This window comes from Streptococcus sp. LQJ-218 (assembly GCF_003428885.1).
Lineage (GTDB): Bacteria > Bacillota > Bacilli > Lactobacillales > Streptococcaceae > Streptococcus.
In genome coordinates, this window is record NZ_QQRU01000003.1 from 119894 (window position 1) to 146427 (window position 26534).

Below are 26534 nucleotides of genomic sequence, written 5' to 3' on the forward strand. Positions count from 1 at the left end.
CTAGTCCTCCTTTCCGTGTTGAGATGCATTGATTTCGCGATAAACTTGACTAGATTTCATCAAGTCCTCGTGCTTACCTATGGCTAGTAACTCACCTTTTTCTAAGAGGAGAATCTGGTCAGCCATCTGTAAAGTCGAGGTTCGTTGAGAAATCAAAATTAAGCTCGTATTTGGCAGATTTTCTCGGATAGCTTTCAAGAGCTTGGACTCGGTAATAGTGTCGAGGGCCGAAGTCGCATCATCTAAGATGAGAAAAGGAGCCTGACGCAAGACTGCTCGTGCGATAGACAGCCTTTGTTTTTGTCCACCTGAGAAATTTCGTCCTCCTACCTCAACTAGGGCATCCAAAAGTCCTTCCTTATCACTGACAAAATCATTTGCTTGCGCAATCTCCAAAGCCTGCCAGAGTTCTTGGTCATATACTTCTTGATTGAAACCCAAAGTCAAGTTGGAACGAATAGTTCCCTTAAAGAGCTCGACTTTTTGAGGCACATAGGCAATCCAAGACCGCCACTCCTCCAAATTAAGAGGACTACGTCCATCTCGATAAAGGTCAATGCTCCCCTTGTCTGCTGTATAAAGTCCAAGGATGAGTTGCACCAAGCTTGACTTACCGGAACCCGTTCCCCCAATGATACCCAGGATTTGTCCTTGAGTCATACCAAAGGAAATATCTCTCAGAGAAGGCTGGGCCGCATCAGGATAGGTAAAGGTTAGTTCTTGGACTTGTAAAACCTGATTGCTGGTAGTTTGCTTTTGTTCTAATTCTGAATGGATGTCTTCTGGAGCTTCGGCAAAGACTTCCTCAATTCGCTTAGCTGAGATATAGGATTGGTTGAGAGAATTTATCAGCATAGCTAGTTTGACCAATTCCACCAAAATCTGCAAGAGGTAATTGATAAGGGCAATGAGAGCACCTTGACTGAGCAAGCCTCCTTGAATAGAAATATAGCTCTGCCAGATAATAAAAAGAAGAGTTCCATTGACAATCAGATAGGTCAAAGGGGTTAATAAACTAGACCAGAAACCTGTCTTTTCTTGTAATCTAGCATAGACTTGGTTAAGAGTTTGAAAAATCTGTAACTCTCGTTTTTCTTGACCAAAAGCACGAATAACTCTCATCCCTTGTAATTGCTGGCGTGTTTCCTGAACTAGTTGGTCCGTTTTCTTTCTGAGACTACTGTAGAGAGGATTAACCAATCGAGAGAGCCCTACAATGACGATGGTCAAAATGACAACCATGACCAAGAACCAAAAAGTCAGCTCAGCTGAGATGCGATAGGCCATAAAGATAGCCCCAAAAACGATAATGGGCGCTCGCAAAAAGAGACGCAGAAATTGATTGATACCAGTCTGAATCTGATAGGTGTCCGAAGTCAAGCGAGTCACCAAGCTCGAAGTTGTCAGCCGGTCTCTGCTGTCCTTGGGCAATGAAAGAATATGACGATAAAGGTCGTTTGTCAGTTCCTTGGTAAACCCAACCGCAGCCTTAGCTGAGTAAAACTGAGCTACCAAGGCCACTACAACGCCAATCATTGCAAAGATAAGGAGCAAACCAATCTGCATCCAGAGATGACCCTGATTTTTCTGGGGCAAGGATTGGTCAACAATTCCAGCAATCACCATAGGAACCAAGAGCTCAAACACAGCTTCTAGTAACTTGAACAAGGGTGCTAAAATTGATTCCTTGATGTAGGGTTTAAAGTAAGATAATAGGTGTTTCATAAATCCCTTCTATTCGTTTTCTAGAAATGAAGAAAGTGGGAAGCACCCACCCTCTATGATTTATTTGTTTAAGTAAGGTAGTAGATAGCCATATCCTGCTTCTTCCATCTCATCCTTGGCCACAAAGCGCAAGGAAGCAGAATTTATACAGTAACGGAGGCCACCTAATTCCCGAGGTCCATCTGTGAAAACATGACCCAAGTGAGCATTTCCTGACCGAGAACGAACTTCGATTCGCTCCATTCCATGGCTGAGATCCTTGTAATAATGAATCAATTCCTTGGAAATTGGACGACTAAAGCTTGGCCAACCACAACCTGAGGCAAACTTATCCTTGGCAAAAAAGAGTGGCTCACCCGTCGTAATATCTACATAAATCCCTTCTTCAAAGGTTTGGTCATAGGCATTGGTAAATGGAGCCTCTGTAGCAGCTTTTTGGGTAACACGATAGGATTCTTCTGATAAGCTTTCCTTTAACACTTCTTGGCTAGGCTTTTCATAGTTAGAGGCATCAATCAATGGCTTCTCAGCATCGGTCACATCGATATGACAGTAACCCGAAGGATTCTTCTTAAGATAGTCTTGGTGATAGTCTTCAGCTAAAATATAGTGGCGAAGTTTCTCCACCTCTACTGCAATCTTTCGCCCAAGCATGCGCTCCTGTTCCTGCACCACTGTGTAGATAGCTGGCAGATCAGTTTCATCTTGGTAATAAATTCCGGTCCGATATTGGCGACCACGGTCATTCCCTTGCTGATTGATTGACAAGGGGTCGATGACACGGAAATAATAAAGCAAAATTTCTCTAAGTGACACTGCTTTCTCATCGTAAATCACTTGAACTGTTTCTGCATGGTCTGTTTCTTTGATCAACTGGTAATTGGTCGTTTCGACTTGACCATTAGCGTAGCCGACACTGGTAGCTAGCACTCCAGAAATGCGTGAAAAATATTCCTCTAAACCCCAAAAACAACCACCTGCTAGATAAATTTCTGCCATCTTTATTTCTCCTTTATCAAGTTTTTAACTAATACTCTTTGAAAATCTCTTTAAACCACTTCAGCGTCCATCTGCAACCTCAAAGCAGTGCTTTGAGCTGACTTCGTCAGTTCTATCCACAACCTCAAAACAGTGTTTTGAGGTTGTGGATAGCTTCCTAGTTTGCTCTTTGATTTTCATTGAGTATAAACTTCTTTTCAAAAAAAGGATAGGAAGCCCTCTGGTCGAAAGTTTCCCCATCCTATCATCTATTCTTTATTTTGCTTCGACACGAACACCTTGGGTGTCAACTTTCAAGTCATGAAGTTTGCCTTTGAAAGGCTGCTTTTCTAATTCTGCCTTAATCGTTGGCATCTTGTCATGAGAAGCCAATACCATAACTGTTGGCCCAGCACCAGAGAGGTAGGTTGCATAGGCACCATTTTCTTTGGCTACTTGCTTAATCGTCGCAAATTCTCTCACCAAGTCCTGACGATAGCGCTCGTGGAAGAGATCTCCTTCAATTGCTTGCCCAGCAGTCACCATGTCTCCTGCCAACAAGGCCGCAACTGCCACATTGGCGATAGAACTGGCCGCAACAGCTTCCTTATAAGACAATTTTTTGGGCAAGACACCACGGCTGTCTCGAGTGCGCAATTCATAGTTTGGAATATAGGCTAGGAAATCACATTCTGGGAAATCTGCTACAATAGCAGAAACTTGTCCATCAACAGAGCTTGCAATAACGAGATTACCATAAATGGCTGGAGCCACATTGTCTGGATGCCCTTCAATCTTGGTCGCTAACTGCAATTTTTTATGGTCTGACAGATTGAGCTGGCCCAATTGATTTGCTAGTTCAATCCCAGCTACAATAACCGAGCTGGAAGAACCCAAACCACGTGCCAAAGGAACATCACTGGTCATTTTCAAACGTCTTGGCTGCAAGTCTGGTACAATTTGCAAAGCAATTTTGAGCAAGAGATTACGCTCGTCATGTGGAATCCATTTGCCAATCTGGTGTTCAATCAACCACTCCTCTCGTTCTTCGCAGACCTCAATTTGAAGATACTTGGTTACAGCTACACCGACCGAGTCAAAACCTGGCCCGATATTGGCACTGGTTGCAGGTACAATAATCTTCATCTTATTCTCCTAACACCTTGAAGGTATTCAAGAGGTCAAATTCTGAAGCTTTGGCTAACTCAGCTGAAACATTCTCAAGTTGTGCTTTATTGATTTTATGAGTAATAATCACAACACGCGCCTTGTCATCTTCTTTACCATCTTGGAGGATTTGCTTGAAGGAAATATCTTGAGCGTTAAAGATTTCAGCCAACTTCAAGACCTGACCTTTTGAGTCTGGAGCCAAGATTGAGAAGTAGTAATTAGCCTTAACATCCTCTGGATTAGCTAAGAGCAAGTCACGGCTATATTCGTTGAAGTCTTTGCCAATGGTACCATCATTTAAGCGACGAACGATACGGACAATATCTGCCACAACACTTGTTGCAGTTGGTTTTTGACCAGCACCTGGTCCATAGTACATAGACTCACCAATACCGATAGATTCTACAAAGACAGCGTTCATTACCCCATTCACGCTAGCAAGTGGGTGTGCTTTAGGAAGGAAGGTCGGAGTTACTTCTGCAGCAATACCTGAAGGAGTTTCTTCGATAGAACCAACCAATTTCACTACATAGCCAAGGTCTTGAGCCACAGCTACGTCTTCTGGTGTGATATTGCGGATTCCCTTGTGGGCTACATCGTCAAATGCTACCTTCATACCAAAAGCAAATTGGCTCAAAATCACCATCTTGTAGGCGGCATCAATCCCATCCACGTCATTTGTCGGGTCGCTTTCTGCAAATCCTAGTCGTTGCGCTTCCGCAAGAGCATCATCGTAAGACCAACCTTCTTCCACCATTTTGGTCATCATGAAGTTGGACGTTCCGTTAACCACTCCAAGCACGCGCGTGATTTTATCAGATGCCAAGGAATTTGCTAGCGTACGAAGAATTGGAATCCCACCAGCAACTGCTGCTTCGTAGTAAAGTGCTACCTTGTTAGCTTTAGCGATTTCTAGCAATTCTGCGCCATGGACAGCCAAAAGATCCTTGTTAGCAGTAACAACGTGTTTTCCAGCTTCTAAGGCACGAGTGATAAAGGTCTTAGCAGGTTCGATACGCCCCATTAATTCCACTACTATGGTAATGTCTGGATCTGATAAAATATCATCCACATTGGTGACAAAGTTAAAGTCATTCCCTGCCGCAAGCAAGCGATTCTTTTCATCTTCATCTTTGACCAACACCTTGGCAACTTCAATTTCTGAATGTGCTGATTGATTGATTTTTTCTCCATTTTCCTTTAGGAGGAAGGGCACGCCACTTGCAACGGTACCAAATCCTAGTAAAGCAATTTTAACTGTCATGTTTATCTCCTCGAAATTTTCTAATATAGTCATTATAACAGAATTTTGTGAAAATTCCTATTATAGTAAATCACTCTTTCAGTCTAGAAAAGAAAAAACGAATCAGACGATTCGCTCTTCTTAAAATCTAGAAATAGCTTTCCAGAAAGGATTATCTAATCTTTTGCAGATTGAGTACGGCATCGTGATTCATCAAGACTTGACCATACTCTTGCAAGACTGAACGACTGATGTCACTATCGTCTGCAAACTCCCGCATACGGGCCAATAGCCAAGCTGGATACGGACTTGGATGATTTTCAATATCTACTAAAATAGTCAAATAATAGCGCTCATTCATCTTGTAGAGTTCAGAAGTTTCCATCTCAAAAGTCACTGTCTTGGCAAAAGCCACCAAGTCAGCTAATTTTTCAAAAGAAAGGATGTAATAGATGTAAGGCTCCTTCTTGTTTTCAATTTCTTGTTCATCCTGCTCTTGCTCTTCTTCCTTGGCTTCGACTTGCTCTAGAGATTGAATCGCTTCAATATCATCCTTAGTCTTGTCCGCGATACTTTTTTCCAGGGTTTTGATAAATTCATCTGGCGACATTTGAGCTAATTCTTCCATATCTGGTAAATCCGATAAGTCTTCAAAATCTAGATTTTGGTCAATCTTTGATTTGGTTACAAAGACATCTACCTTATCAGGTTTTGGAGTTACACGGAAGCTCAACATGCCTGTATCCAAAAAGCTCTCCGGCATCTCTAATTCATCCAAGATAGCATAAAAGAACTCTTCTGTTTTTTCTTGAGGAACGAGAAAGTCAGCAATCTCCATTCCTCGATCCATCAAATCCTCTAAAGACATCGTGATTTTTAAAGTTGTATCACTGATTTGTTTCATTTTCATTGCTAGTAACCTCATACTTTCAGTTCTATCTATTATACTAGATTTTTACGATTTTATCAAAAGAATGAAGCGAGAATATGATATAATACTAGAGACCATTTTACAATACAAGAAAGAAAGTACAATGAAAAATATAAAAGTTAACGCACTGGCTAGCTTACTAGTCAATGTTCTCAATATCGTTTTTCCGCTGATAACTAATCCTTATCTAACTCGGATTCTCAGCAAATCCAACTACGGTTATTTCAATACCGCCAATACCTGGGCTAGCTTTGTTATTCCTTTAGCCGCCTTTGGAATCTATAACTACGGGATTCGAGCTATCAGTAAGGTTAAGGATGATAAAAATAAAATCAACTATGTTTTCTCTAAATTATTCTATTTTTCTCTGATCACTTCAGTCTTCATAACAGCTATCTACTTCCTTTTTATTTATTTCGACACCAGCATTGTCAATCTAAAAATTCTATATTACATCCTAGGGATCCAAGCTCTCTTCCAATTTCTTAATATTGAATGGATGAACGAAGCCTATGAAAACTACACTTTCATTCTCTATAAAACCTTAATTATCCGGATTTCTATGTTAGTTGGAATCTTCACCTTTGTAAAAACAGCAGATGATATTGTTCCTTATGCCATTGTCATGAGTGCCACCACCATCCTAAATTATCTACTTAGTTTTCTTTGGATTAAGAGAAAAGTTTCATTCGTTAAGATTAGTTTTGTGGAATTAACCAGAGAATCTAAACCTCTCTTTACTATGCTACTATTGGCAAATTCCAGTATGCTCTATACTCTGCTCGATAGAATGTTTATAACCAAGGGACCTGATGAAAACTACATTTCTTATTATGCGATTGCTTCTAACATCGTTATGTTAATTGCCGGTGTCCTAGGTGGAGCTATAAACGTAAGCGTTCCACGTCTCGGCTACTATCTTGGAAAAAAAGATTACAATTCCTATAGATCTCTTGTAAATCAAGCAGCATCATTATTCTATTTCCTCATGATTCCAATAAGTATTGGAATTATGATTTTAGGGAGTTATGCAACCGTTATTTATTCTTCTGAAAAATATCTTGAGGCGGGAATCATTACTAGCATCTTTGCTTTTCGAAGTGTTATCTGGGCCATTGAGTTGATTCTTGGTAGACAAATTATATTTATTAATAATCACGAAAATCGTCTAACTGCCTATTACTTTATTGGTGGTGGATTAAATTTCCTACTCAACTGCTTCTTGTATTTCAATAATATATTTTCACCAGTATACTATCTCATTACTACTATAGGTGCAGAAATCATAGTCGTTCTACTAGAAATTCACTTTATTAAAAAATATCAATTACTTGAATTGAAAGAAATTTTCTCGTCTCTTATGCGCTATAGCATTGTCTCACTAGGATTTATTCCTATTTATCTAACTTTTAAAACGGTCTTCCAAATAACGTCTTATACAGTAACTTTGAACATGATTTTCATGATTCTCTCTACCATTGTAGGTTGTATTATCTACTACCTCTTAACACTCTTTATCACAAAAGATAAAACACTACACTATGCCCTAAATCTTGTACTAAGTAAGATTAAAAAAACAACCAACTAATCATTGTTGTTATTAGTAAATTTGCAATAAAAGCGAATTCTTTTAGCTCTTTGTCAACTGTAGTGGGTTGTAGAAAAGTTAAAATCTAGAAAGGACGAATTTCGTCCTTTCTTTTTTGATATTCAGAGCAATGAAAATACGTTTTTGAAGTTTTCAAAATTTTGAAAGTCAAAATCATTTTGCTTGATAAGTTTGATGAGATTATTAGTAGCTTCCAGTTTAGCGTTGGAATAGGATAATTGAAGAGCATTAAAAGTTTTCTCTTTGTCCTTGAGAAAGATTTTAAAAACAGCTTGAAAAAGAGGATAAACCTTCTTTAGATTATCCTCAATAAGTCCGAAAAATTTGTCAGGCTCCTTTTTCTGAAAGTGAAAGTTATTGATCTTGCGAATAACAGTTGAAGTTGAAATGGGAAACTGATGGACAATATCGGTCATAGTGTTCATTTCAATTAGCTTTTGAGCAATCTTTTGGTTGACGATACGAGGGATTTTGTGATTTTTCTTGATGAGAGAGGTCTCGTAGACCATCATTTTAGAGTACTGATAGTATTTAAAACGGCGTTTTCTAAGGAGAATCATAGTAGGCATACCAGTCGTTTCAAGGTAAGGAATCTTAAACGTTTTTTGAAAGTCATATTTCTTCATTATTTTGATATAAGAGTTTTTAATGTCTAATAATTTTGTGATAAAATGTAATTGTTCCATATGGTTCTTTCTATTGAATCTTTTGATCGCTTTTCATTATAGATCATATAGGACTTTTTTTTCTATACAAAAATAGGCTCCATAATACCTATAGGAGATTTACCCACTAAAAATATTTCAGAGCCATTTTATCTCTCTAAACATCAAAAAAGAAAGGACGAAATTCGTCCTTTCTAGATTTTAGCTTTTCTTCAACTCACTACATTTGACAAAGAGCTCTATCAATAGGGAATTTACCCACTACAACTAGTATAGAACCGAAAATTCAAGATCATACTTTCCTTTAATTTGACATAATTTACAAATTATATGTAGCAACGCCTAGAATATTTTTGTTTAGGTTTTTAATTACTTGAAGTTGTTCTTCAAAGTTTTTATATCTAGTTATACCATACTCTTCTACAAATAAAATGTTGTCAGAATCTAATACAGACTTAATGTTATTTATATTTCCAATGACAGTATTTTCTGGCAAGGCTTTAGCATATTGCTTAGAAAATTTATCAAAAACATTTTTATTCGTTGCTATCACTAATAAGTTCTTATTTCCATTCTTATATTGTATAACATCTTTAAAATTAGCTACAGTATCTAATTTCACTACAAAATCTACACCATATTTTTCATAATCTCCAGCTCTATTAATAGTTGGATTAAAGATATACGCTGCTACGTTAACAAATATTACTAAAAACAGAGCACCAATTCCGAGTATAATCACACGAATGAATAAAGTAACTTTATTTACTCCAGATTCTATGTCATTTTTTTCAAGTTCTTTTGAATAAACTGTCTCCAATTTTTCAATTGTGACACCAGAGTATGTCTGTTTATATTTATCAATCAAATAATCCAATTTCTGCTCAATAATATCATTCGCCAATTTACTTGGTGTTAATATTTTTACTGTAATTCCCACATTATTTAATAAAGAATTTACTTCTATCTTTTTGTTCCAAAAATCAAAATTTGAGTTTTTAAGTGTAACCTCAGATGTCATTAATTCTGACGCAATTTTTTTCATATCTGATTCTGATTGGTCATTGAACAAATAAGCTCCATTTAAATTGGCTTGAATCAAACGTCCATAGAAATCACTATATCCTCCAATCGTGTTACTATTAGGAGTTTTAGTTTCAACTTCTGGCGCTATGATCTTATACGAAAGATAACTAGAATAATTACTAGTATCCTTTACAACAGACTTTGTTGTAAGTACTTTATAAGAGTATGGTATAGCTAAACAAAGAAATAAAACTATTAGTGAAATTAGATTTAATACTCTTCTCTTATAAATATTTGCAAATAAATCTGCAATCGAATAATTATCAAACATTATATATCTCCTTTATTATTAACTGTGTATTTTACTTTTCTTTCTATTAGGGTTGCTGCAAAAAATATAACAAAAACAATTCCCCAATATTGCAATGTAACTAAATTAAAGAAACTCTCTGTAAAGCCTCCTCTCGGCATAAAGAATAGATTATTTAAAATTAATAACGTAATACCGAATAATAGTACTCTGGATTTATAAGCTGATTTTATCATAAATATGAAACCTATCCCCATTAGAATACTCAACAGAAATAGTCCAAGCATTCCATAATCAGTATACATTTCCATTATATAGCTTCCACCTATGCCATGACCTGCCAAATAATCCTGTTTCAAAACAATATACGAAATATTGTGAGCGTATCTGTCACTTTCAAGAGCTAATTCTAGACTATTATTAGCACTAGTAAAGGGAGTTCCACCAAATAAAATTCCTAAATTCCCTCTAGTGATATACTCAATTATAGGACTAAATGTATAATTTCTAAACTCTTTTATTGGCAAATTACTTCCATATAAGTATCCCCTTGCTAAAACACCAAAGCTAGTTCCTTGTTTATAGATAAAATCTAAAAAAAGTTCAGAAATACTCATATTCCCAATCCCTGCTCCATCACGGGCATAATTCAAAAATCCCATAACAAGCATCATGATAGGAGCACCTATATAGAACATAGATTTTTCTTTTACACCTATCCATATCCCTTTTTCTGTTTGATTTCTCATAAAATAATAAATAAAAGAAAATATCAAACTTAATACAAATGGATTTCTAGTTCCTATTAAAAGATTAATCACATTCCCAACGACAAACATACCTAACACTATTGTTGAATGACGTTTGTTAGGCTTGGTAGCTAAATAGATACACATAGCATAAACTACAAACGTTGATAAAGTATAGGTAAAATAAGGTAGCTCGCTTTTGAAATCTGCATAATACTCATAATATGATACATTTACTCTATACATTAGCCGTTCGATTAACCTAATTAAATAGAACGGATATGAAATTAGAAATACTGCTAGAGATACTTTTCTTATACTATTTATAAATAATCTAGATTTTTGAGTTTTATAGCCCTCTTTTTTATTATTTTCTTTTTTAGAAATCAATAAACCTCCTATTGTTAATCCAATAATAGAAACAATAACAGCCAAAAATGAAAATCTATAGACATCTTCCTGATAAGTATTTATTAACCCCTGCTTGAAATAATCTATGGTTGGTCTAGACACTAAAAATAGAAAAATTGTAATGTAAAAAATAAGGTGGATTATATAATACTTTATATTGTTAAAACAGTATAGGATACTACTTATAATAAGCATAACTAAAGTTATCAATAACGTAATAATCGAATTGTTATATATATATGCAATACCTAAAAAAATAGTTATAACATAGCTAAATAGCGTAATTAGATAATACACTCTTTTCCAATCTAATATCAAATACTCACCTCATTCCTCTACACGGTAATTAAAAAACATCCCCAGTAGAAACAATACGTTTCTTAAAATTATATAGGTACTCTGATAATTCTAACTCTATCATTTCTACTTCCTCCCTGTATTTATCATCTCTATTGTAAACTTGTAAATTATTCACAGAAATAGCTGGGTTGAAATACTCTAACTTTGCTTTATGATGAACAGAATCTATACCGATGAAATTTTCTATATCTTGTTTTGTTTCCTCATAATTCAAAACCAAATCCTCAAAATTTAATCGTAATGCTAAAGTACTTGTCTTTTTCTCATTTTCTCTCATCATTTTGTAATAATTACAAAATTCCTTAACATCGGTTGGATATGGCACCTCTTGATTTCTTGGCTTCCAAAAGTATTTATTCATTATAAATACATCTCGAGGATCTCTAGAAATTATTATTGGAAATAACTCTTCAATTTTATAATTATCAATTATATTAAGATTATGAGGCAATAAAAGCTGATCTAGAACTATATAGTCTTCTTTATCTGAAATTTCTTTTATTACGTTTAAAATAAATTTTCTACTTTTTTCATAGAAATAATCCGATGTTACCATACTCATTTCTAATTGCACTTGTTTTAGCTTTGTTGTCTTTTTAAAGATAATTCTCTTTATAACTCTCATAAGCCAGGCAATTTTTGAAGGTTTTTGATGATAATACCAAATCCCCTGATATTTACTAGTTATTATAGAATCCAAATAAGATTCTACCACATTCATGAAGTTATGCGATATTTTATCTTTATAATTAGCTATTCCCCAACCATCATAATGATACAACTTTTCCATGAGTTTTCTAAAATTCTTTATGGCTTCATCACTTCTTATAGCATTATTATTATATAGTAATTTATATTCTAAATCAAATAATCCATCGGGTGCATATAAGAATACATACTCAAAGTCTGAATTTTTTGTGTTTATTCCTTCATATTCTTTTAATAAATCTGTCACAGCAGAAGATCCACTTCCCATATAACTCATAGGAACTATGATTTTATCCATATTTTTATCATCCTATAATTCTTTAATGATTTTTTTTATACTAGCAATTTGTTTATCTAAGGAAAATTTATCTACATGTTCTCTACACACTTCCGACTTAATTATTCTATTTTCCTTATTTTTACTAAGTTCTTCTACAATATAATTAGTGATTTCTTCATTGTTGTCTGAAACAAAGCCACATTTTTGAGAATTATATAGTTCATTTGTTCCCCCCACAGGTGTACTAATGAATCCCTTTCCCAAAGCTAAACTTTCGACTAAAACGGTAGGAAAGCCCTCTGCTTCTGATAATAAAATGACATAAGAAGATTTTTGTATGTATGGATATGGGTTTTTAACATAACCCAACATAAAAACATTGTTCTCTAATTGATTATCAAGTATAAATCTACTAACATATTCCTCTAAATCACCTTTGCCTAATAGATATAATTTTTTATCAGGAATCTTTTCAACCACATTCTTAAAAACTTCTAACAGTCTCTTTATGCCTTTTGATTCTTCTATTCTTCCTATATAGATAAGACTATCCTCTTCAAATTTAATTTTCGCATTTTCAAGAGATTTAGCATTGATATCATTAAAATCATATCCATTATATATTAGTTCTATTTTTTTCTTATACTCAGGATAAATTTCTTTGATGGATTCTTCTGTTTTTTCTGAAATAGCTATTATTTTATTAACAGATTTTAGTTTTTTACCTTGTCTAATCCTAGATATTTTATGATTTTGCAAATTATAAATTGTTCCATGGTTCCACGAAATTGTTTTCACATCATCATTAAGTAAATAAACTGGATAAAGATAATTAAAAGCAATCTCATAATCGTATTTTTTTCGAATTATTCTATTTCTAAAAAATTTTGGAAAGAACAAGAACAATTTCCATTTAATGTTTTTAAAAAGACTAGTATTTTCTAAATTTTTAAATACAGGTTCTAATACATTAATATTTTCATCATCACTCACTGCAATACCATGATGATTTATCTCTAAAACATCAATATCATATTCATCGCTTAAGCCTTTAGAAATATTTTCCAGAATTTTTTCAGCTCCGCCCCCCATACTAAATGACCAAGTTATAAACAAAATTTTCTTTTTATCCATACCTCACCTATTTCAAAAGTTTTTTCACTATTTTTTTTTGATTATATTTTATCAAATACATTAGTATTTTTCTCTTTAAAGGTTGACTCTTTAAATATTTATTTTTTATCCAATTTGGATATTTAATTTTAACTTTTTTTAGATATTCATCTAGTAGAGGAGAGGTTTCATCTATTCTTAAGATATTTGCATATCCTCCGTATAAAATATGGTACCAGTTAAAATATTCTAACTCTTCTTTATATTCTCCTGGATAATTTTCTGCATAGTATTCTTCTACACTCTTTACCATAATTTCTATATCTCTTATTTTATTTATAGTAGTGCCACCACGCATAATAGAACCTTCTGTTAAATAATATTTGTATATGCTAAAATTAAAATATTTTGCTTTACTTACATTAGGCCATAATTTTGCCACAAACTCAAAATCTTCATATAAATAGCCACTTTTAAAGGTTACTTTAGTTTTTCTTAAAAATTCTAAATCATATATATAATGCCAGACAGCATTTGTCAGAGTGAAAAGTTTCTTTTCTTTATTAGGAATAAGTATCGTATTTTCTTGTATTCCCATCCTTATAGTCTCTAGTTTACTATTCTCATATCCTACTCTATAATCAAATATATTTACTTCTTCTAATTTTTGATTAGCTATAAATTCTATCGCTCCTTCATCTATCTCATCATCTACATCAACAAACCATAGATATTCTCCACTAGCCTCTTCTAAAATTATTTTTCTTACCTGAGCAATTCCTGCATTATCTTGAGTTACAACTTTTATAAATGATAATTTATCACTATATTCTTTTAATATCGTTTTACTTTTGTCTTTTGAACCATCGTTTACTATTAACAATTCTAACTCTATATTTTCTTTTGTTTTCTCATACTCTTTGAGTATAGAATCTATACAACGGGATATATATTTTTCTCCGTTGTATACTGGTATGCCTATTGTTAATTTCATTCTTTTTTTCCTATTATTTCTTTTATAAATCTATATACTCTTTTAGAATTTCTGTCATCGTATATTCTAAAAAACTTTTCAATTTTTTCTTTGTATCTATCTTCCAAGATCCACTTATTATTAAATTGTTTTTGAATATCTGATATTAATTCATCTAGGGTATCTATTGATTTTCCGAAGCCATCTTTATAGTCATAGTATCCTTCTTCGTACTGACCCTCCCTAAATTTTTTATAATCAAATTGATAAAACAAAACTGGCTTTCTCATATAAGCAAAATCCATAAATACACTTGAATAATCTGTAATTAAAAAAGCTGACTCTTTTAATAATTCTTGTATATCATATTTTTTCCAATCTGCCAATATGATATTATCAGAAGAAGTTTGAAATTCTTGTAAATTATCTTGCATATTTCTATGCGGATAAAAAATTAACGTTAAGTCATTTTCTTCTAAAAAAATTTTTAGGTCTTTACTTAATAAAAACTCATTCCATTTTTTAAAATATTCACTATCTGTAAAAATACTGCCTTCATTAAAGCTAGTTCTAGCTTTAGTGTTTAGGTTTAACCATTCTCTCCATGTAGGCATTGCAAGAATTTGATTATTTTTTACAATGTTATTATGGAGGTTGTCAAATCTAGGAAAACCTAAATATTGTACATACCCACTAGGATAACCAAATTTTTCCTCTATTTCCTTGTACTCTTGTTCTGCTCCACATATAAAGCCACGCATCTTTGTATTTTCATAATATAGCCATTTAGCATCTGAAACTGTTATTCCATGTTGTAAAAACACTTTATTGGTTTTTAATCCTAAATATACTTCCATAAGATTAAAAACAGCTGCGTTAGGGTTTCCTGCTTTCTGTGTACTTACATTTACTCCTGCACTTAGATAATAAATCCAGTGTCTCAAAGACCAAAACTGTATACATTCTCCTAACTCTTTGACTTTTTGAGCATCAGGAGATTTCAAATCAATAACATATATTACATTTTCCTCTGGGTGATTTTCTCTAATATATTTAAACAACCAATAGCCATTATCTCTAGCTTCTTTTTCACTTTCACATATTAGTATTAGATTCTTATTCTTGCGTCTAAAGAAAAGAGAAATAACATAGGCTATAGGAAAAATAAATATAAGAGAAATAATATCTCTTATAGAAATTAATCTTAATTTTTCAAAAAAATTTCTACTCATCTTAGTACCTCCTCATATACGTGCTTATAGTTTAATGAAAATTTCTAACTTATTCTCTTTTTTATTAGAGCAAAAATCTGATGTTTGGAAAAGTAATCCAAAGGCAACACATCCAAGGCCAAACCATGTGGCAAATCCAAATCTTGCTGATAAGGTTTGATACAGGTGGTTTCCTTGTCACGAATGGTAATAAAAAGATTGCGGTCGACAAAATCCTTATTACTCTTTGACAAGAAATAACGTTCATCTGCATAACGAGGCCATAATTCTGCTAATTTCTCATAATCTTTACGAGGCATAAAAAAGTCTAGGTCGTCGTCCCAAGGAATGAAACCTTTGTTTCGAAGGGCACCAATAGCACCTCCACCACAAAGATAACAAAGCAAATCATGTTCTTTACAAAAGGCCACAAAATATTCAGCCATCTCCAGACTTCGAGCCTGAATTGCTTTTAAATCAGTCATATTGTTCATTATTCTTTCTATCGTATCATTTCATTATACCACAAATAAGGGATGAAAATCTATTCCAGACTGTAAAAAATCAAAGCTTGACAGCTAGATAAATAGCCTTCAAACTTTGATTTTTCTATCTTATCTCATTCCCATCTGAGACAATGTATTCTGATATTTGTTTTGATCGACAAGCAAGCCCAAGCCTCCATAGACATCATAGGCATCGACCCAGTCACCTAGTTCTGGAACTGTTAATCTCTCAATGCCATTTTGCGCTCCATCTAGGAAGGATAAACCATTGGTCAATAAGAAACTATAAGGAACATTCGTCGAAGTCATCCCAAAGACCTTACCTAGTGCTTCTGATCCAGTAAAGAGTTTAGTTGGATCCTTAAGTTGCTGCAGAACAGCTGTCAACACTTGCTGTTGTCTCTTGGTACGACCATAATCACCCTCGTCATCATCACGGAAGCGAGAATAATTGAGCAAAGTTGATCCATTCATCTGCTGTTTTCCGACTTTAATCGTCTGGGTTGGAGACTCAGTCTCAGTAGCATGTAAATCATCTCCCACTGTAGCTTCTGTTAGTGGACGCCCATTTAATGTTGAAAATTGGGCATCAATTGTCACACCATCAGGGAAAAGCGTGTCAATTGCTGTTGCAAAGGCCTCGAAGTCTACCAAAGCGTAGTACTTAATGTCCAAGTCAAAATTGTCTTTCAAGACTTGACGAACCATTTCTGCCCCTTTTTGCCCCTCTTGTTCCCCCAACTCATAGGCAACATTTAACTTGTTATCGGACTGCTTTCTCCCGTTAATCACTTGGCTATAACCGTCTATATAAACTAAATTGTCACGCATGAAGCTGACTAGCTTAATTTTTTTATCTGTGCCGCCAATATTTAGTACCATGATAGAGTCTGTTCTCGTCTCAGCACTATTTTGGCCAATCCGTCCATCCGTCCCCATAATCAAAATATTAACCCCATCCTTGGTATCTTGACCATGAAAAACTTCTACTTGAGCTGCCTTAGCATTGGCAGGTTTGTTTGGATCCGCATTTGAATAGCCTTTTAGGAACATAAAAATCATGCCAAAACCGACACAGGCTAGAAGGGCAAGTAATCCTGCAAAAATGCGCCCCCAACGAATCTTACGTTTTTTGGACTTAACCTTTGGAAGAGGATGACTTTTCTGGTATTTTTTTGTACGACTATGGTTTCCATAAGATGGAAGAGGAGACTGATTGACTGATTCCATGAAAGACTCCTCCATATCGTAATTTTCATTATGAATTTCTGGAGAAGTTTCACTACCGCTAGCTACATTTAACTTAGCTTGCAAGTAAGCAAACTCTTTTTTCTCTCGCTCATTGAGGTAATGAATATTCTTAAAAAGATAGTCATAACGCAACTGCTCGTGATAGCTTAAAGGATTTTCTTTACTCATCTTCTCTCCTTTCCATGATCTGATATTAAATAAATAGGATAGGCACCCAGTACTTTATATTGGATTCCAATCGCTTCTAATTCTTTTTGGGCAAAGTGGACTAGATTCTTGTCAGTATAGTCCACATCGATAATGAAAAAATATTCTCCCAGTGCTGTCTTGAGTGGCCGACTTTCAATTTTTGTCAGGTCAATTCCCCGCCAAGCAAAGGTCGACAAGGCCTTATAAAGTGCACCTGGAAGGTTATCAGGTAGGGTCAAGGCCAAACTCATTTTCTCAGTTTGTGTTTTCAAGGGAATACTAGGCTTTTCAGCTCCTAAAACCCAGAAACGTGTGAAATTGGCTTCCATCTCCTGAATATCCTCAGCAATCAGTTTCAAGCCATATTCTTCAGCAGAACTTCTTGGTGCAATGGCTGCAAAAGGCTGGTCAGGATGTTCGGAAATAAAGCGGGCTGCATAAGCTGTACTAGCTGTTACCTCTATTTGAGCCTCTGGATATTGTTCATCGATAAATTTCTTTCCTTGAGCCAAAGCCTGTGGATGAGAAAAAATCTTTTCTATCTTAGTATGACCTGGAACCACCATCAACTGCTGATGAATAGGCTGAACAATTTCTGCCACTGCTTGGATGCGAGCCTGATGAAAAAGATAGTCCAAGGTTTCATGCACACTACCCTCGATAGAATTTTCAACTGGCACCACCGAATAGTTCACCAAGCCTTGCTCATAAGCCTTGATGACATCTGTAATGTTGGCAAAGGCCTGCAATTCCTCATGAGGAAAAGCTGTCTGCACAACGTAGTGTGAAAATGATCCCTTGGGACCTAGATAAGCAATTTTCATCTCAGTTCCTCTATAATTTCCTCTGGGCTTAGCTTGGTCACATCCAAAACCCGACTGGCCACTTCTTCATACCAAGCCTGTCTTTCTTGGAAAAAAGCTGCTAGTTCTTCCTTGCTATTCTTTAGAAAAAGTGGGCGCTGATTGTCCTTATCAGTTGCAATACGTTGATAAAGCGTTTCAAAATCTGCTTTCAGGTAGATGTTATCAGAATTGGTCTTAAGTAAGTCACGATTTCGCTTAGAAATGACCACTCCACCGCCAGTTGACACAACTTGATCCGTTTTTAGTAACTCCGCTAGAACTTCTGACTCTATCTGACGAAAGGCCACTTCGCCCTTTTCAGCGAAAAATTCCGCAATGGACATACCTAAGCGTTTCTCAATCAGAGCATCCATATCAAGGTAATTAGGGTCCAATCCTCTAGCAATTGTAGATTTCCCAGCACCCATAAAGCCTAATAAAACTTTAGCCATGAATCAAGCTCTCCAAATCATCAAAGAAGTTAGGATAGCTGGTATTGATGGCTTCAGCACGGTCAAGCTCTACTTCTCCATCTACAACCAAAAGGGCCGCGATGGCTGTCATCATGCCGATACGGTGGTCGCCAAAAGTATTGACCCTAGCACCGTGAAGTGCTGATTTTCCTTTGATAATCATTCCATCTGCTGTAGGAGTAATATCTGCTCCCATACTATTTAAAGCGTCTGCCACAACCTGAATGCGGTCTGTTTCCTTGACCTTAAGTTCCTCAGCATCCTTGATAACTGTTACACATTGGGCTTGGGTCGCAAGTAGGGCGATAACTGGCAATTCATCAATCAAGCGTGGAATCAAGGCACCACCAATCTCTGTTCCTTTCAAGTCAGAAGACTCAACAGTCAAGGTAGCAGATTTAGCGACTGGGTCAATTTCAGTAACTTCTAATTTTCCACCCATGGCACGAATGGCGTCTATGATACCGGTACGCGTTTCGTTGATGCCCACATTCTTCAGCACCAGACGAGAATTTGGAACAATCAAACCTGCGACCAACCAAAAGGCTGCACTGGAAATATCTCCTGGAACAACCACCTTTTGTCCTGTCAATTTTTGTGGTCCTTGGACTGTGATTTTCTTGCCATCCACACTTAAACAACCACCAAATTGTTGCAACATATCTTCAGTATGATTACGGGTGCACTCTTTTTCGATAATAACAGACTCCCCCTGAGCCTGCAATGCCGCAAACATCAAGGCTGACTTAACCTGGGCAGAGGCAATTGGTAATTCATACTGAATAGGTCTTAGGGTTTTCGTCCCCTTTAAGTGAAGAGGAGGCAGGTCTCGCTCAGTTTGCCCTGAAATGCTAACACCCATTTGTTTCAATGGAATCGTCACGCGGTCCATAGGACGTTTGGAAAGACTGTCATCTCCAAACATTTCTACTTCAAAATCTGCACCAGCAAGAACACCTGAAATCAGGCGAATCGAAGTTCCAGAATTTCCCATATCAAGGGCATTTTGCGGAGCTTTTAAACCATCCATACCGACACCTTGAATGGTAATAACGCCATTTTTATCCTCAATCTCAACACCAAGGTCACGAAAAACTTGCATGGTCGAAAGGACGTCTTCGCCACGCAAAATATCATAAACCTTGGTCTCACCCTCAGCCAAACTTCCAAAGATAATGGAACGGTGGCTGATAGACTTGTCACCTGGAACACGGATACTGCCGTGTAAGTGGCTAATGCTTGTTTTTAATTTCATACTGGACCTCATACTTGCAACACTTTTACCTATTTTATCATAAAAAGCCAGAAATTCCTTAAAAATTCCTGACTTTAGGATAGTTATTTTCTTATTTTAGCAATTCTGAAACTGGTTCGAAAACAATTTTTTCAATGTCAGAAAGGTAAATTGCCAATTGTTGTTGCTTAGTAAAGAATTCTGACAAGAGGCTATTCCCCTGAATCTGCTTGCCAAAGCCTTCCATTTTCGCTTGAAAGGATGCGTCTGGCATTTGACCTGTCTGGGCTAGTTTTTGAATTTCCTCTTGAAAGGCAAGATATTCTGTAAAGATTTTACTTGCCTCAGCATCTGCTGAAATCGCATCTTTAGCTGCTTTAACAGCCTTGTATTCAGGTAATTCGCGTAACCCGCGGCTGAGTTCATTTGCACTATCGTAAATATTTGACATGATTTTCTCCTTATTTGATAACGACTGTATAGTCGGTGTTTTCTGTTATGAGGTGCTCTGCTCGTTCCAAGTCTTGAGCATTTTTAAATGAAATTTGTAGGATCCCGTGAATATCCTCACGGTTTTCCTCGTTGATGTGGATATTAACCAAGGAAGTTCCACGTAGCAGTTCCAAAATCCTTAGGATGACATCTTCTTCATCGGGAACGTCGACATAGAGGTCATAAGAGCTATCCACACCACCACGCTTATGAATTTCCATGGCCTGACGTTGCTCACGTGCTTGGTTAAAAAAATTCCAGATTTGCTCCTCATCACCCTTACTGATAGCTTGTCCAATCTCATCCAAACGCTCCTTGAAATCCGCAATTCGATCCAGAATAGTTTCACGATTGAACAAGAGAATGGAGGTCCACATACCCGGCTCGCTTTCCGCAATCCGAGTCATATCTCGAAAACCACCGGCAGCAAAGCGTCTTGTCATCTCATGTTCTTGAGCATAGATCGCGGTCTGCTCCATGAGACTGGAAGCCAAAATATGAGGAAAATGGCTAATCTGTGAAGTTACACGATCGTGCTCCTTGGCATCAATCTCGATAAAACGGGCATGAAGGCCTGAAAGTAAATCCTTCATTTCCTCAAGTGTGTCAGGACTTGTCAAGCTCGAAGGCGTGAAGATATAATAGGCATTTTCAAAAAGATTGACATCCGCAGAGGCAGCTCCTGTCTTGTGGCTACCAGCCATGGGATGGGCCCCGACAAAGCGAACAGATTTGCCAGCCAAATACTGCTCCGCTGCATCTACAATAGCTGACTTGGTCGAACCAGCATCTGAAATAATGACGCCTTCTTTCAAGTTCAAACCTGCCAACTCCTGAATAAAAGCAATGGTCTGCTTGATTGGCAAGGTCAAGATTATGACATCTGCCAGAGGAGCAAAACTGGCAAAATCATCCGTTCCACGGTCAATTATCCCCCGCTCCAAGGCAATGTCTCTCGAAGCCTGACTGCGATTGTAACCTAGAATTTCGTAATCGGGATGATCGCGCTTGATACCAAGCGCCATCGAGGCACCGATCAAACCGAGACCTGCGATATAGATGGTTTTTGCCATAGAGACTCCTTAATAGTTCTTTGTATACTCACGGTGTTTGGCTACCGCTTCTTTTAATTCCTCTAGGTTGTCCGATGAGAATTTTTCAAGAATTTCCTGCGCCAGAACTGTTGCCACAACAGCCTCCATGACCACACCTGCTGCTGGAAGAGCCGTCGGATCACTTCTCTCCACGGTTGCCTTGTAAGGTTCGTGAGTCTCGATATCCACACTCATCAATGGTTTATAGAGAGTGGGAATGGGTTTCATAACACCTCGAACAACGATGGGTTGCCCATTGGTCATACCACCTTCAAACCCACCTAGATTATTGGTACGACGAGTATATCCGTCTTCTTTAGACCAGAGAATTTCATCCATAACTTGGCTGCCTTTTCGGTAACCCGCCTCAAACCCAAGACCAAATTCCACTCCTTTAAAGGCATTGATAGAAACAACTGCTTGGGCCAATCGCGCATCTAGTTTTCTGTCCCATTGAACATAGGAACCGAGGCCAACTGGAAGACCTCCGACGACTGTCTCCACAACCCCACCGATGGTGTCACCGTCACGCTTGATTTGGTCGATATAATTCTTGATTTCCTGTTCTCTTTCTTGGTTGACAATAGAAACTTCAGACTGGGCAGCTCTTTGCTTAATCTCAGCGACTGTCAGATTTTCAGGTACATCGATTTCCTTACCACCAAAGACCACGACGTGGTTGGCAATCTCCATATCTAGCTCAACTAAGAGGCGTTTGGCCACTGCCCCAACTGCCACTCGCATGGTGGTTTCACGAGCTGATGAACGTTCCAAGGAATTTCGCAAATCATCAAAACGGTACTTGATACCCCCGACCAAATCGGCATGTCCTGGGCGAGGATGAGTGATTTTCCGCTTGCTTTTAAGACGGTCTTCAATGTCCTCCGCAGACATGATATCTAGCCATTTTTGGTGGTCTTTGTTGATGACATCCATGGTAATGGGGGCCCCTGTCGTCTTCCCGTGGCGAACGCCTGAGGTAAAGACAACCTGATCACTCTCAATCTTCATACGACCACCACGTCCGTATCCGCCCTGACGACGTTTCAAATCCTCATTGATGTCCTCTGCTGTCAAAGGAAGTCCAGCAGGAATTCCTTCAATGATAGCTGTCAGACGGGGTCCGTGTGATTCTCCTGCAGTTAAATATCTCATAGGCTCTCCTTATTTTACCAAGTAGTCTTTCATCTCTTCTAAGGAAACAGGGTGAATGCTCGCCGTACCAAGCTCTGGCACCAAGACCAATTTCAAGGTGTTTCCACGCGCTTTTTTATCATGGGTCAAAGCCTGATAAAGCTTGTCAACATCCCATTTTTCATAGTCAACTGGCAAACCAAATTTCTGACACATTTCCGTGATGGACTGGGTCATTCCTTCCGGCATGAGGCCTTTCTCCTCAGCAACCTTGGAAATCTGCACCATTCCCATGGCTACGGCTTCTCCATGCATGACTTTGCCATAGCCGGCAGTCGCTTCTATGGCATGGCCAATGGTGTGGCCAAAATTTAGGTAAAGGCGGACCCCATTGTCCAATTCATCCTCAACCACCATCTTGCGCTTCACCTGACAAGAATGTTCAATCAAGGTCTCTGCATGTTCCAAAATGCTCTCAACAGAACCATCTAGCTCCGTCAAGAGAGCCCACAGTTCTGGATCCTCAATCAAGCCGTACTTGATAACCTCACCCATTCCTTCAATCAACTCTCTTTTTCCGAGTGTTTCAAGGACAAGCGGGTCAATCAGAACCCCATCTGGTTGGGCAAAAGTTCCCACCATATTCTTAGCAAAAGGAGTATTAACACCTGTCTTTCCACCGATAGAGGAATCAACCTGGGCTGTCAAACTGGTCGGAATCTGAACAAAGTGAATCCCACGCATATAGGTCGAAGCCACAAAGCCAGCCAAGTCCCCAACGACACCACCACCAAGAGCCACGATTCCATCGCTACGAGTCAGACCTTGCTTGACTAGAAATTCATAGACCTTCTGAACAGTCGTTAAATTCTTTCGTTCTTCGCCTTCTAAGAAATCAAAAACAGCTACCTGAAAACCAGCATCTTCTAGGCTGAGTTTAACCTTCTCTGCATAGAGAGAAGCTACATGGTTATCTGTTACGATAACCACTTTTTGAGGTTGCCAGAGTTCTCGCAACCATTGACCTGCTTGCGATAGACAACCTTTTTCAATCTGAATATCATAAGGATGATGCGGAATATCAATTCTGATTTTCATAGTAGGTTCTCCTTTTCATTATTGGTATTTTTCTGTCAAGGACTGCCAAATCTCTTCTGTTGGCATTTCTTTACCTGTCCACAGTTGAAAAGCTTCAGCAGCTTGATAGAGCAACATTCCCAGACCATTGACGGCTGGATTGCCCAGGCTTCTAGCCCATTTCAAAAATGACGTCTCAAAGGGTTGGTAAATGATATCTGCCACCAAGAGAGTTTTTGGTAAGACTATGCTTTCAGGAACTGGGGATGATTTGCCATCCATGCCCACACTGGTGGCATTGACTAGTAAGTGCGAATCGGCAATCCTTGATTGCAATTCAGAAAGATCTTCTAAAGCATACAAGTCCACTTTAAAGCCCGTTTGCTCCTGCAACTTGTCTAGGTAAGGTCTTGTTTTTTCCATGGAAACTGAACGAACAAAAACTGAAATCTGACTGACGCCATCCAAAATAGCTTGCGCCAAAATGGATTTGGCCGCACCACCTGCCCCCAGCAGGGTCATCTTCTTACCTGTAATTGTAAAAGAAGGCAAGCTCTTAAAAAATCCCTTGCCATCTGTATTATATCCAATTAAATTGCCATTATCATTGACAACCGTATTAACCGCACCAATCAAGCGCGCTTCATCACTTAGCTCATCCAAATAAGGAATCACCTGCTCCTTATAGGGCATGGACAGGTTGATGCCAAACATCTGGTAGCGACGAATATTGGCCACTGTTTCTGCTAAGTCACTCGCTTCAATCTCCCAAGCTACATAAGCACCATTTGTAGCTGTCGCCTCAAAGGCACTATTGTGAATAAAGGGGGAAATAGAATGCTTAATAGGATTGGCAACAACGGCGGCTAAACGCGTATAGCCATCAAGCTTCATCCAATATCTCCCTGATTTTTTTCATGCTAGCTAGGGAAATCTGGCCTGGGGCACTTGCCTCATCTAGACTAGCAAAGGACCAGCTAGAACCCGTCACATCTGCAGTGATACGAGAGACCTTACCCACCTTGCCCATAGAAATGGTCACATATTCCTGCTCAGGATTGAGGGTTTTAAATCCTCGTGTATAGTTCATCAAGTCTAGCACATCCTGCTCCGTGTGAGCCATGACTGCAACCTTAACAAGTTTTGGATTTAAGCTCGTCAACTCTGACAAGATTTCCATCATATTTTCAGGTGTTTCTTGGAAATTGTGGTAACTCAAAATAAGATTTGGGAAGTCCAGCATCTCCTCAAAAACATCCCTGTAGCTATAGTACTCAAAATCAATATAGTCTGGTTGATAGAGTTGCGCCACTTCCTTGATTAGATGGATATATTCTTCTGGAGAAAGGTCGATTTCTCCCCCTTCAGAGCGAGTTCGCAATGTGAAAACCAACTCACGGCCTGCGAATTTTTCAAAAATAGCTGGAGCTACCTGCAAAATCGCTTCTTTAGGCAGATAGTCGGCACGCCATTCAATGATGTCAGCATCCAGATACCTCGTGGCATCCAGAGCCTGAGCCTCCTCTAAACTTCTTGGCATTACTGAAACGATTAATTTCATTTACTAACCTTCATACTAATCACCTTGAGGTAATTACTACTTTCATCTTTTTTATTATAGGCGAAATCTGCTGGAAGACCGTATTTGTTTAAAATTTGGTAACTTCTTTCTGCAAAGCCTTTATCAATTTGTTCTGTAAATTTCTGGCGGGATACATTGGCAGCATTGGTACTGGCAATGATAATCCCTCCCGGATTTAAAATCTCAAGACTCTGGGAAATCAACTTATGATAATCCTTAGCCACAGAAAAGGTCTGTTTTTTATTCCGAGCAAAGCTAGGAGGATCTAGGACAATCACATCATAAGTCAAGCCTTTTCGTTTGGCATATTTAAAATATTCAAAGACATCCATGACGATAAAACGATGGTCGTCTGTGCTAATTCCATTAGCCTGAAAATGCGCTTGAGACAATTCTCGTGAACGTTTAGCTAGGTCAACCGAAGTAGTCTGGCTTGCTCCTCCCATGGTCGCAGCTACTGAAAAGGCTGCTGTATAAGAAAACATATTGAGCAAGGATTTACCCATAGCTAAACCATCAACCAAGCTACCACGAACCTCATGCTGATCTAGAAAAATCCCAGTCATCAAGCCATCGTTCATAAAGACTTGATACAAGACACCATTTTCCAGAACAGTGAAAAAGTCAGGTGCTTCTTGACCATAAACATGGGCAGATTCATAATCCAAACCCTTAAAGCGAATCTTCTCATAAGTCCCTAACACCTCAGGAAAAACCTGTCTAAAAGCTTCTGAGATAAGCTTGCGAATCTGATAAACATAAGAGTTATACCAAGAAAAGACAGCATAGTCGCCATAAAGGTCCACTGTCAGACCCCCAAAGCCATCACCCTCTTGATTAAAGAGACGAAAAGCAGTTGTCAAATCATCTTGAAAGTAGGCTTTTCTCTTGTCTTTGGCTTGTCTAAACAGCGTTTCAAAGAAAGCTTGATTAAAGGCCACCTTGTCTTTACTGACAAACCAGCCCAAGCCCTTATTTTGCTGAGAAAGGTAGGCAGTCCCAAGAAAGTTTCCATCTTGACTATGGACTTCTACTTCCTGATCCTTGAGATTGATATTCTCAAGATCGCTGGCTTCTAGTAAAACTAGCCCTTTAGCGAGCTTCTTTTCAACCCGTTTGCTGACTCTTATTCTATTCATAATCCCTATTATAGCAAATTTTATGATAATTCTCAAAAAAAGAAACTAGACTTGCT

23 protein-coding genes and 2 pseudogenes are annotated in these 26534 nt (G+C 37.6%); 1 reads left to right on the forward strand and 24 read right to left on the reverse strand.

Features of this window, described 5'->3' with window-relative positions; genetic code table 11:
- The 5 genes from D2908_RS03575 to mecA all read right to left on the reverse strand — a co-directional run bounded on the left by D2908_RS03575 (window position 1) and on the right by mecA (window position 6026).
- Window positions 1-1725, reverse strand: a complete 1725-nt coding sequence (locus D2908_RS03575; protein WP_117304916.1) for an ABC transporter ATP-binding protein — start codon at window positions 1723-1725, stop codon at window positions 1-3.
- A 60-nt stretch (window positions 1726-1785) separates the two neighbouring features.
- The gene (gene msrB / locus D2908_RS03580; protein ID WP_117304917.1) at window positions 1786-2724 is read right to left on the reverse strand and encodes a peptide-methionine (R)-S-oxide reductase MsrB; all 939 of its coding nucleotides are present in this window, start codon (window positions 2722-2724) and stop codon (window positions 1786-1788) included.
- Between the two features lie 255 nt (window positions 2725-2979).
- A complete protein-coding gene (gene thrB / locus D2908_RS03590) occupies window positions 2980-3849 on the reverse strand; it encodes a homoserine kinase (RefSeq protein ID WP_117304921.1) in 870 nt (289 codons plus the stop codon).
- A gap of 1 nt (window position 3850) precedes the next feature.
- Entirely contained in the window at window positions 3851-5137 is a 1287-nt protein-coding gene (locus D2908_RS03595; RefSeq protein WP_117304922.1) for a homoserine dehydrogenase, read from the reverse strand.
- 151 nt (window positions 5138-5288) lie between these two features.
- Window positions 5289-6026, reverse strand: a complete 738-nt coding sequence (gene mecA, locus D2908_RS03600) for an adaptor protein MecA (RefSeq protein WP_117304924.1) — start codon at window positions 6024-6026, stop codon at window positions 5289-5291.
- Between the two features lie 124 nt (window positions 6027-6150).
- Here mecA and D2908_RS03605 point away from each other — a divergent pair, with 124 nt between their 5' ends.
- Entirely contained in the window at window positions 6151-7635 is a 1485-nt protein-coding gene (locus tag D2908_RS03605; RefSeq protein WP_117304926.1) for an oligosaccharide flippase family protein, read from the forward strand.
- Between the two features lie 78 nt (window positions 7636-7713).
- On the opposite strand, the pseudogene D2908_RS03610 reads toward D2908_RS03605, so the two are convergent.
- The 19 genes and pseudogenes from D2908_RS03610 to D2908_RS03705 form a co-directional block, all read right to left on the reverse strand.
- Window positions 7714-8342, reverse strand: a pseudogene (locus D2908_RS03610) (transposase).
- A gap of 298 nt (window positions 8343-8640) precedes the next feature.
- Window positions 8641-9678 (reverse strand): prephenate dehydratase, encoded by a 1038-nt coding sequence (locus tag D2908_RS03615; RefSeq protein WP_117304927.1) that lies wholly within the window; start codon window positions 9676-9678, stop codon window positions 8641-8643.
- Window positions 9678-11132, reverse strand: coding sequence for an O-antigen polysaccharide polymerase Wzy family protein (locus D2908_RS03620; protein ID WP_165847439.1), 1455 nt, complete (start codon window positions 11130-11132; stop codon window positions 9678-9680). The genes D2908_RS03615 and D2908_RS03620 overlap by 1 nt, the downstream gene beginning before the upstream one ends.
- A 31-nt stretch (window positions 11133-11163) precedes the next feature.
- The gene (locus D2908_RS03625; RefSeq protein ID WP_117304931.1) at window positions 11164-12183 is read right to left on the reverse strand and encodes a hypothetical protein; all 1020 of its coding nucleotides are present in this window, start codon (window positions 12181-12183) and stop codon (window positions 11164-11166) included.
- A 12-nt stretch (window positions 12184-12195) separates the two neighbouring features.
- Complete coding sequence (locus D2908_RS03630) at window positions 12196-13299, reverse strand: glycosyltransferase (protein WP_117304932.1); 1104 nt, start codon at window positions 13297-13299, stop codon at window positions 12196-12198.
- A gap of 7 nt (window positions 13300-13306) precedes the next feature.
- Window positions 13307-14272: a glycosyltransferase gene (locus D2908_RS03635; RefSeq protein ID WP_117304934.1), complete on the reverse strand. Its 966-nt coding sequence runs from the start codon at window positions 14270-14272 to the stop codon at window positions 13307-13309.
- Window positions 14269-15483 (reverse strand): CDP-glycerol glycerophosphotransferase family protein, encoded by a 1215-nt coding sequence (locus D2908_RS03640; protein ID WP_117304935.1) that lies wholly within the window; start codon window positions 15481-15483, stop codon window positions 14269-14271. The genes D2908_RS03635 and D2908_RS03640 overlap by 4 nt, the downstream gene beginning before the upstream one ends.
- Window positions 15484-15533: 50 nt before the next feature.
- Window positions 15534-15956: pseudogene (locus D2908_RS03645) on the reverse strand (LicD family protein); the annotation flags it as partial.
- 120 nt (window positions 15957-16076) lie between these two features.
- The gene (locus D2908_RS03650; RefSeq protein ID WP_117304939.1) at window positions 16077-17387 is read right to left on the reverse strand and encodes an LCP family protein; all 1311 of its coding nucleotides are present in this window, start codon (window positions 17385-17387) and stop codon (window positions 16077-16079) included.
- Entirely contained in the window at window positions 17384-18232 is an 849-nt protein-coding gene (gene pheA, locus D2908_RS03655) for a prephenate dehydratase (RefSeq protein ID WP_117304947.1), read from the reverse strand. The genes D2908_RS03650 and pheA overlap by 4 nt, the downstream gene beginning before the upstream one ends.
- Window positions 18229-18705 (reverse strand): shikimate kinase, encoded by a 477-nt coding sequence (locus D2908_RS03660; RefSeq protein WP_117304949.1) that lies wholly within the window; start codon window positions 18703-18705, stop codon window positions 18229-18231. Before D2908_RS03660 ends, pheA begins: the two co-directional genes overlap by 4 nt.
- A complete protein-coding gene (aroA, locus tag D2908_RS03665; RefSeq protein ID WP_117304951.1) occupies window positions 18698-19981 on the reverse strand; it encodes a 3-phosphoshikimate 1-carboxyvinyltransferase in 1284 nt (427 codons plus the stop codon). Before aroA ends, D2908_RS03660 begins: the two co-directional genes overlap by 8 nt.
- 91 nt (window positions 19982-20072) lie before the next feature.
- Window positions 20073-20411 (reverse strand): YlbF/YmcA family competence regulator, encoded by a 339-nt coding sequence (locus D2908_RS03675; protein WP_117304952.1) that lies wholly within the window; start codon window positions 20409-20411, stop codon window positions 20073-20075.
- Window positions 20412-20421: 10 nt separating this feature from the next.
- Window positions 20422-21525: a prephenate dehydrogenase gene (locus D2908_RS03680; protein ID WP_117304954.1), complete on the reverse strand. Its 1104-nt coding sequence runs from the start codon at window positions 21523-21525 to the stop codon at window positions 20422-20424.
- A 9-nt stretch (window positions 21526-21534) separates the two neighbouring features.
- A complete protein-coding gene (gene aroC / locus D2908_RS03685; protein WP_117304956.1) occupies window positions 21535-22701 on the reverse strand; it encodes a chorismate synthase in 1167 nt (388 codons plus the stop codon).
- A gap of 9 nt (window positions 22702-22710) precedes the next feature.
- Entirely contained in the window at window positions 22711-23778 is a 1068-nt protein-coding gene (gene aroB, locus D2908_RS03690) for a 3-dehydroquinate synthase (protein WP_117304958.1), read from the reverse strand.
- Between the two features lie 18 nt (window positions 23779-23796).
- Entirely contained in the window at window positions 23797-24651 is an 855-nt protein-coding gene (locus D2908_RS03695) for a shikimate dehydrogenase (protein WP_117304959.1), read from the reverse strand.
- Entirely contained in the window at window positions 24641-25318 is a 678-nt protein-coding gene (gene aroD / locus D2908_RS03700) for a type I 3-dehydroquinate dehydratase (protein WP_117304961.1), read from the reverse strand. The genes D2908_RS03695 and aroD overlap by 11 nt, the downstream gene beginning before the upstream one ends.
- A complete protein-coding gene (locus D2908_RS03705) occupies window positions 25315-26478 on the reverse strand; it encodes a class I SAM-dependent rRNA methyltransferase (protein ID WP_165847431.1) in 1164 nt (387 codons plus the stop codon). Before D2908_RS03705 ends, aroD begins: the two co-directional genes overlap by 4 nt.
- Window positions 26479-26534: the final 56 nt, after the last annotated feature.

What these genes read in the sequence shown, in the direction of transcription:
- D2908_RS03575 (WP_117304916.1), bottom strand. Translation starts at nt 1,725, where the DNA reads ATGAAACACCTATTATCTTACTTTAAACCCTACATCAAGGAATCAATT.
- msrB (WP_117304917.1), bottom strand. Translation starts at nt 2,724, where the DNA reads ATGGCAGAAATTTATCTAGCAGGTGGTTGTTTTTGGGGTTTAGAGGAA.
- thrB (WP_117304921.1), bottom strand. Translation starts at nt 3,849, where the DNA reads ATGAAGATTATTGTACCTGCAACCAGTGCCAATATCGGGCCAGGTTTT.
- D2908_RS03595 (WP_117304922.1), bottom strand. Translation starts at nt 5,137, where the DNA reads ATGACAGTTAAAATTGCTTTACTAGGATTTGGTACCGTTGCAAGTGGC.
- mecA (WP_117304924.1), bottom strand. Translation starts at nt 6,026, where the DNA reads ATGAAAATGAAACAAATCAGTGATACAACTTTAAAAATCACGATGTCT.
- D2908_RS03605 (WP_117304926.1), top strand. Translation starts at nt 6,151, where the DNA reads ATGAAAAATATAAAAGTTAACGCACTGGCTAGCTTACTAGTCAATGTT.
- D2908_RS03615 (WP_117304927.1), bottom strand. Translation starts at nt 9,678, where the DNA reads ATGTTTGATAATTATTCGATTGCAGATTTATTTGCAAATATTTATAAG.
- D2908_RS03625 (WP_117304931.1), bottom strand. Translation starts at nt 12,183, where the DNA reads ATGGATAAAATCATAGTTCCTATGAGTTATATGGGAAGTGGATCTTCT.
- D2908_RS03630 (WP_117304932.1), bottom strand. Translation starts at nt 13,299, where the DNA reads ATGGATAAAAAGAAAATTTTGTTTATAACTTGGTCATTTAGTATGGGG.
- D2908_RS03635 (WP_117304934.1), bottom strand. Translation starts at nt 14,272, where the DNA reads ATGAAATTAACAATAGGCATACCAGTATACAACGGAGAAAAATATATA.
- D2908_RS03640 (WP_117304935.1), bottom strand. Translation starts at nt 15,483, where the DNA reads ATGAGTAGAAATTTTTTTGAAAAATTAAGATTAATTTCTATAAGAGAT.
- D2908_RS03650 (WP_117304939.1), bottom strand. Translation starts at nt 17,387, where the DNA reads ATGAGTAAAGAAAATCCTTTAAGCTATCACGAGCAGTTGCGTTATGAC.
- pheA (WP_117304947.1), bottom strand. Translation starts at nt 18,232, where the DNA reads ATGAAAATTGCTTATCTAGGTCCCAAGGGATCATTTTCACACTACGTT.
- D2908_RS03660 (WP_117304949.1), bottom strand. Translation starts at nt 18,705, where the DNA reads ATGGCTAAAGTTTTATTAGGCTTTATGGGTGCTGGGAAATCTACAATT.
- aroA (WP_117304951.1), bottom strand. Translation starts at nt 19,981, where the DNA reads ATGAAATTAAAAACAAGCATTAGCCACTTACACGGCAGTATCCGTGTT.
- D2908_RS03675 (WP_117304952.1), bottom strand. Translation starts at nt 20,411, where the DNA reads ATGTCAAATATTTACGATAGTGCAAATGAACTCAGCCGCGGGTTACGC.
- D2908_RS03680 (WP_117304954.1), bottom strand. Translation starts at nt 21,525, where the DNA reads ATGGCAAAAACCATCTATATCGCAGGTCTCGGTTTGATCGGTGCCTCG.
- aroC (WP_117304956.1), bottom strand. Translation starts at nt 22,701, where the DNA reads ATGAGATATTTAACTGCAGGAGAATCACACGGACCCCGTCTGACAGCT.
- aroB (WP_117304958.1), bottom strand. Translation starts at nt 23,778, where the DNA reads ATGAAAATCAGAATTGATATTCCGCATCATCCTTATGATATTCAGATT.
- D2908_RS03695 (WP_117304959.1), bottom strand. Translation starts at nt 24,651, where the DNA reads ATGAAGCTTGATGGCTATACGCGTTTAGCCGCCGTTGTTGCCAATCCT.
- aroD (WP_117304961.1), bottom strand. Translation starts at nt 25,318, where the DNA reads ATGAAATTAATCGTTTCAGTAATGCCAAGAAGTTTAGAGGAGGCTCAG.
- D2908_RS03705 (WP_165847431.1), bottom strand. Translation starts at nt 26,478, where the DNA reads ATGAATAGAATAAGAGTCAGCAAACGGGTTGAAAAGAAGCTCGCTAAA.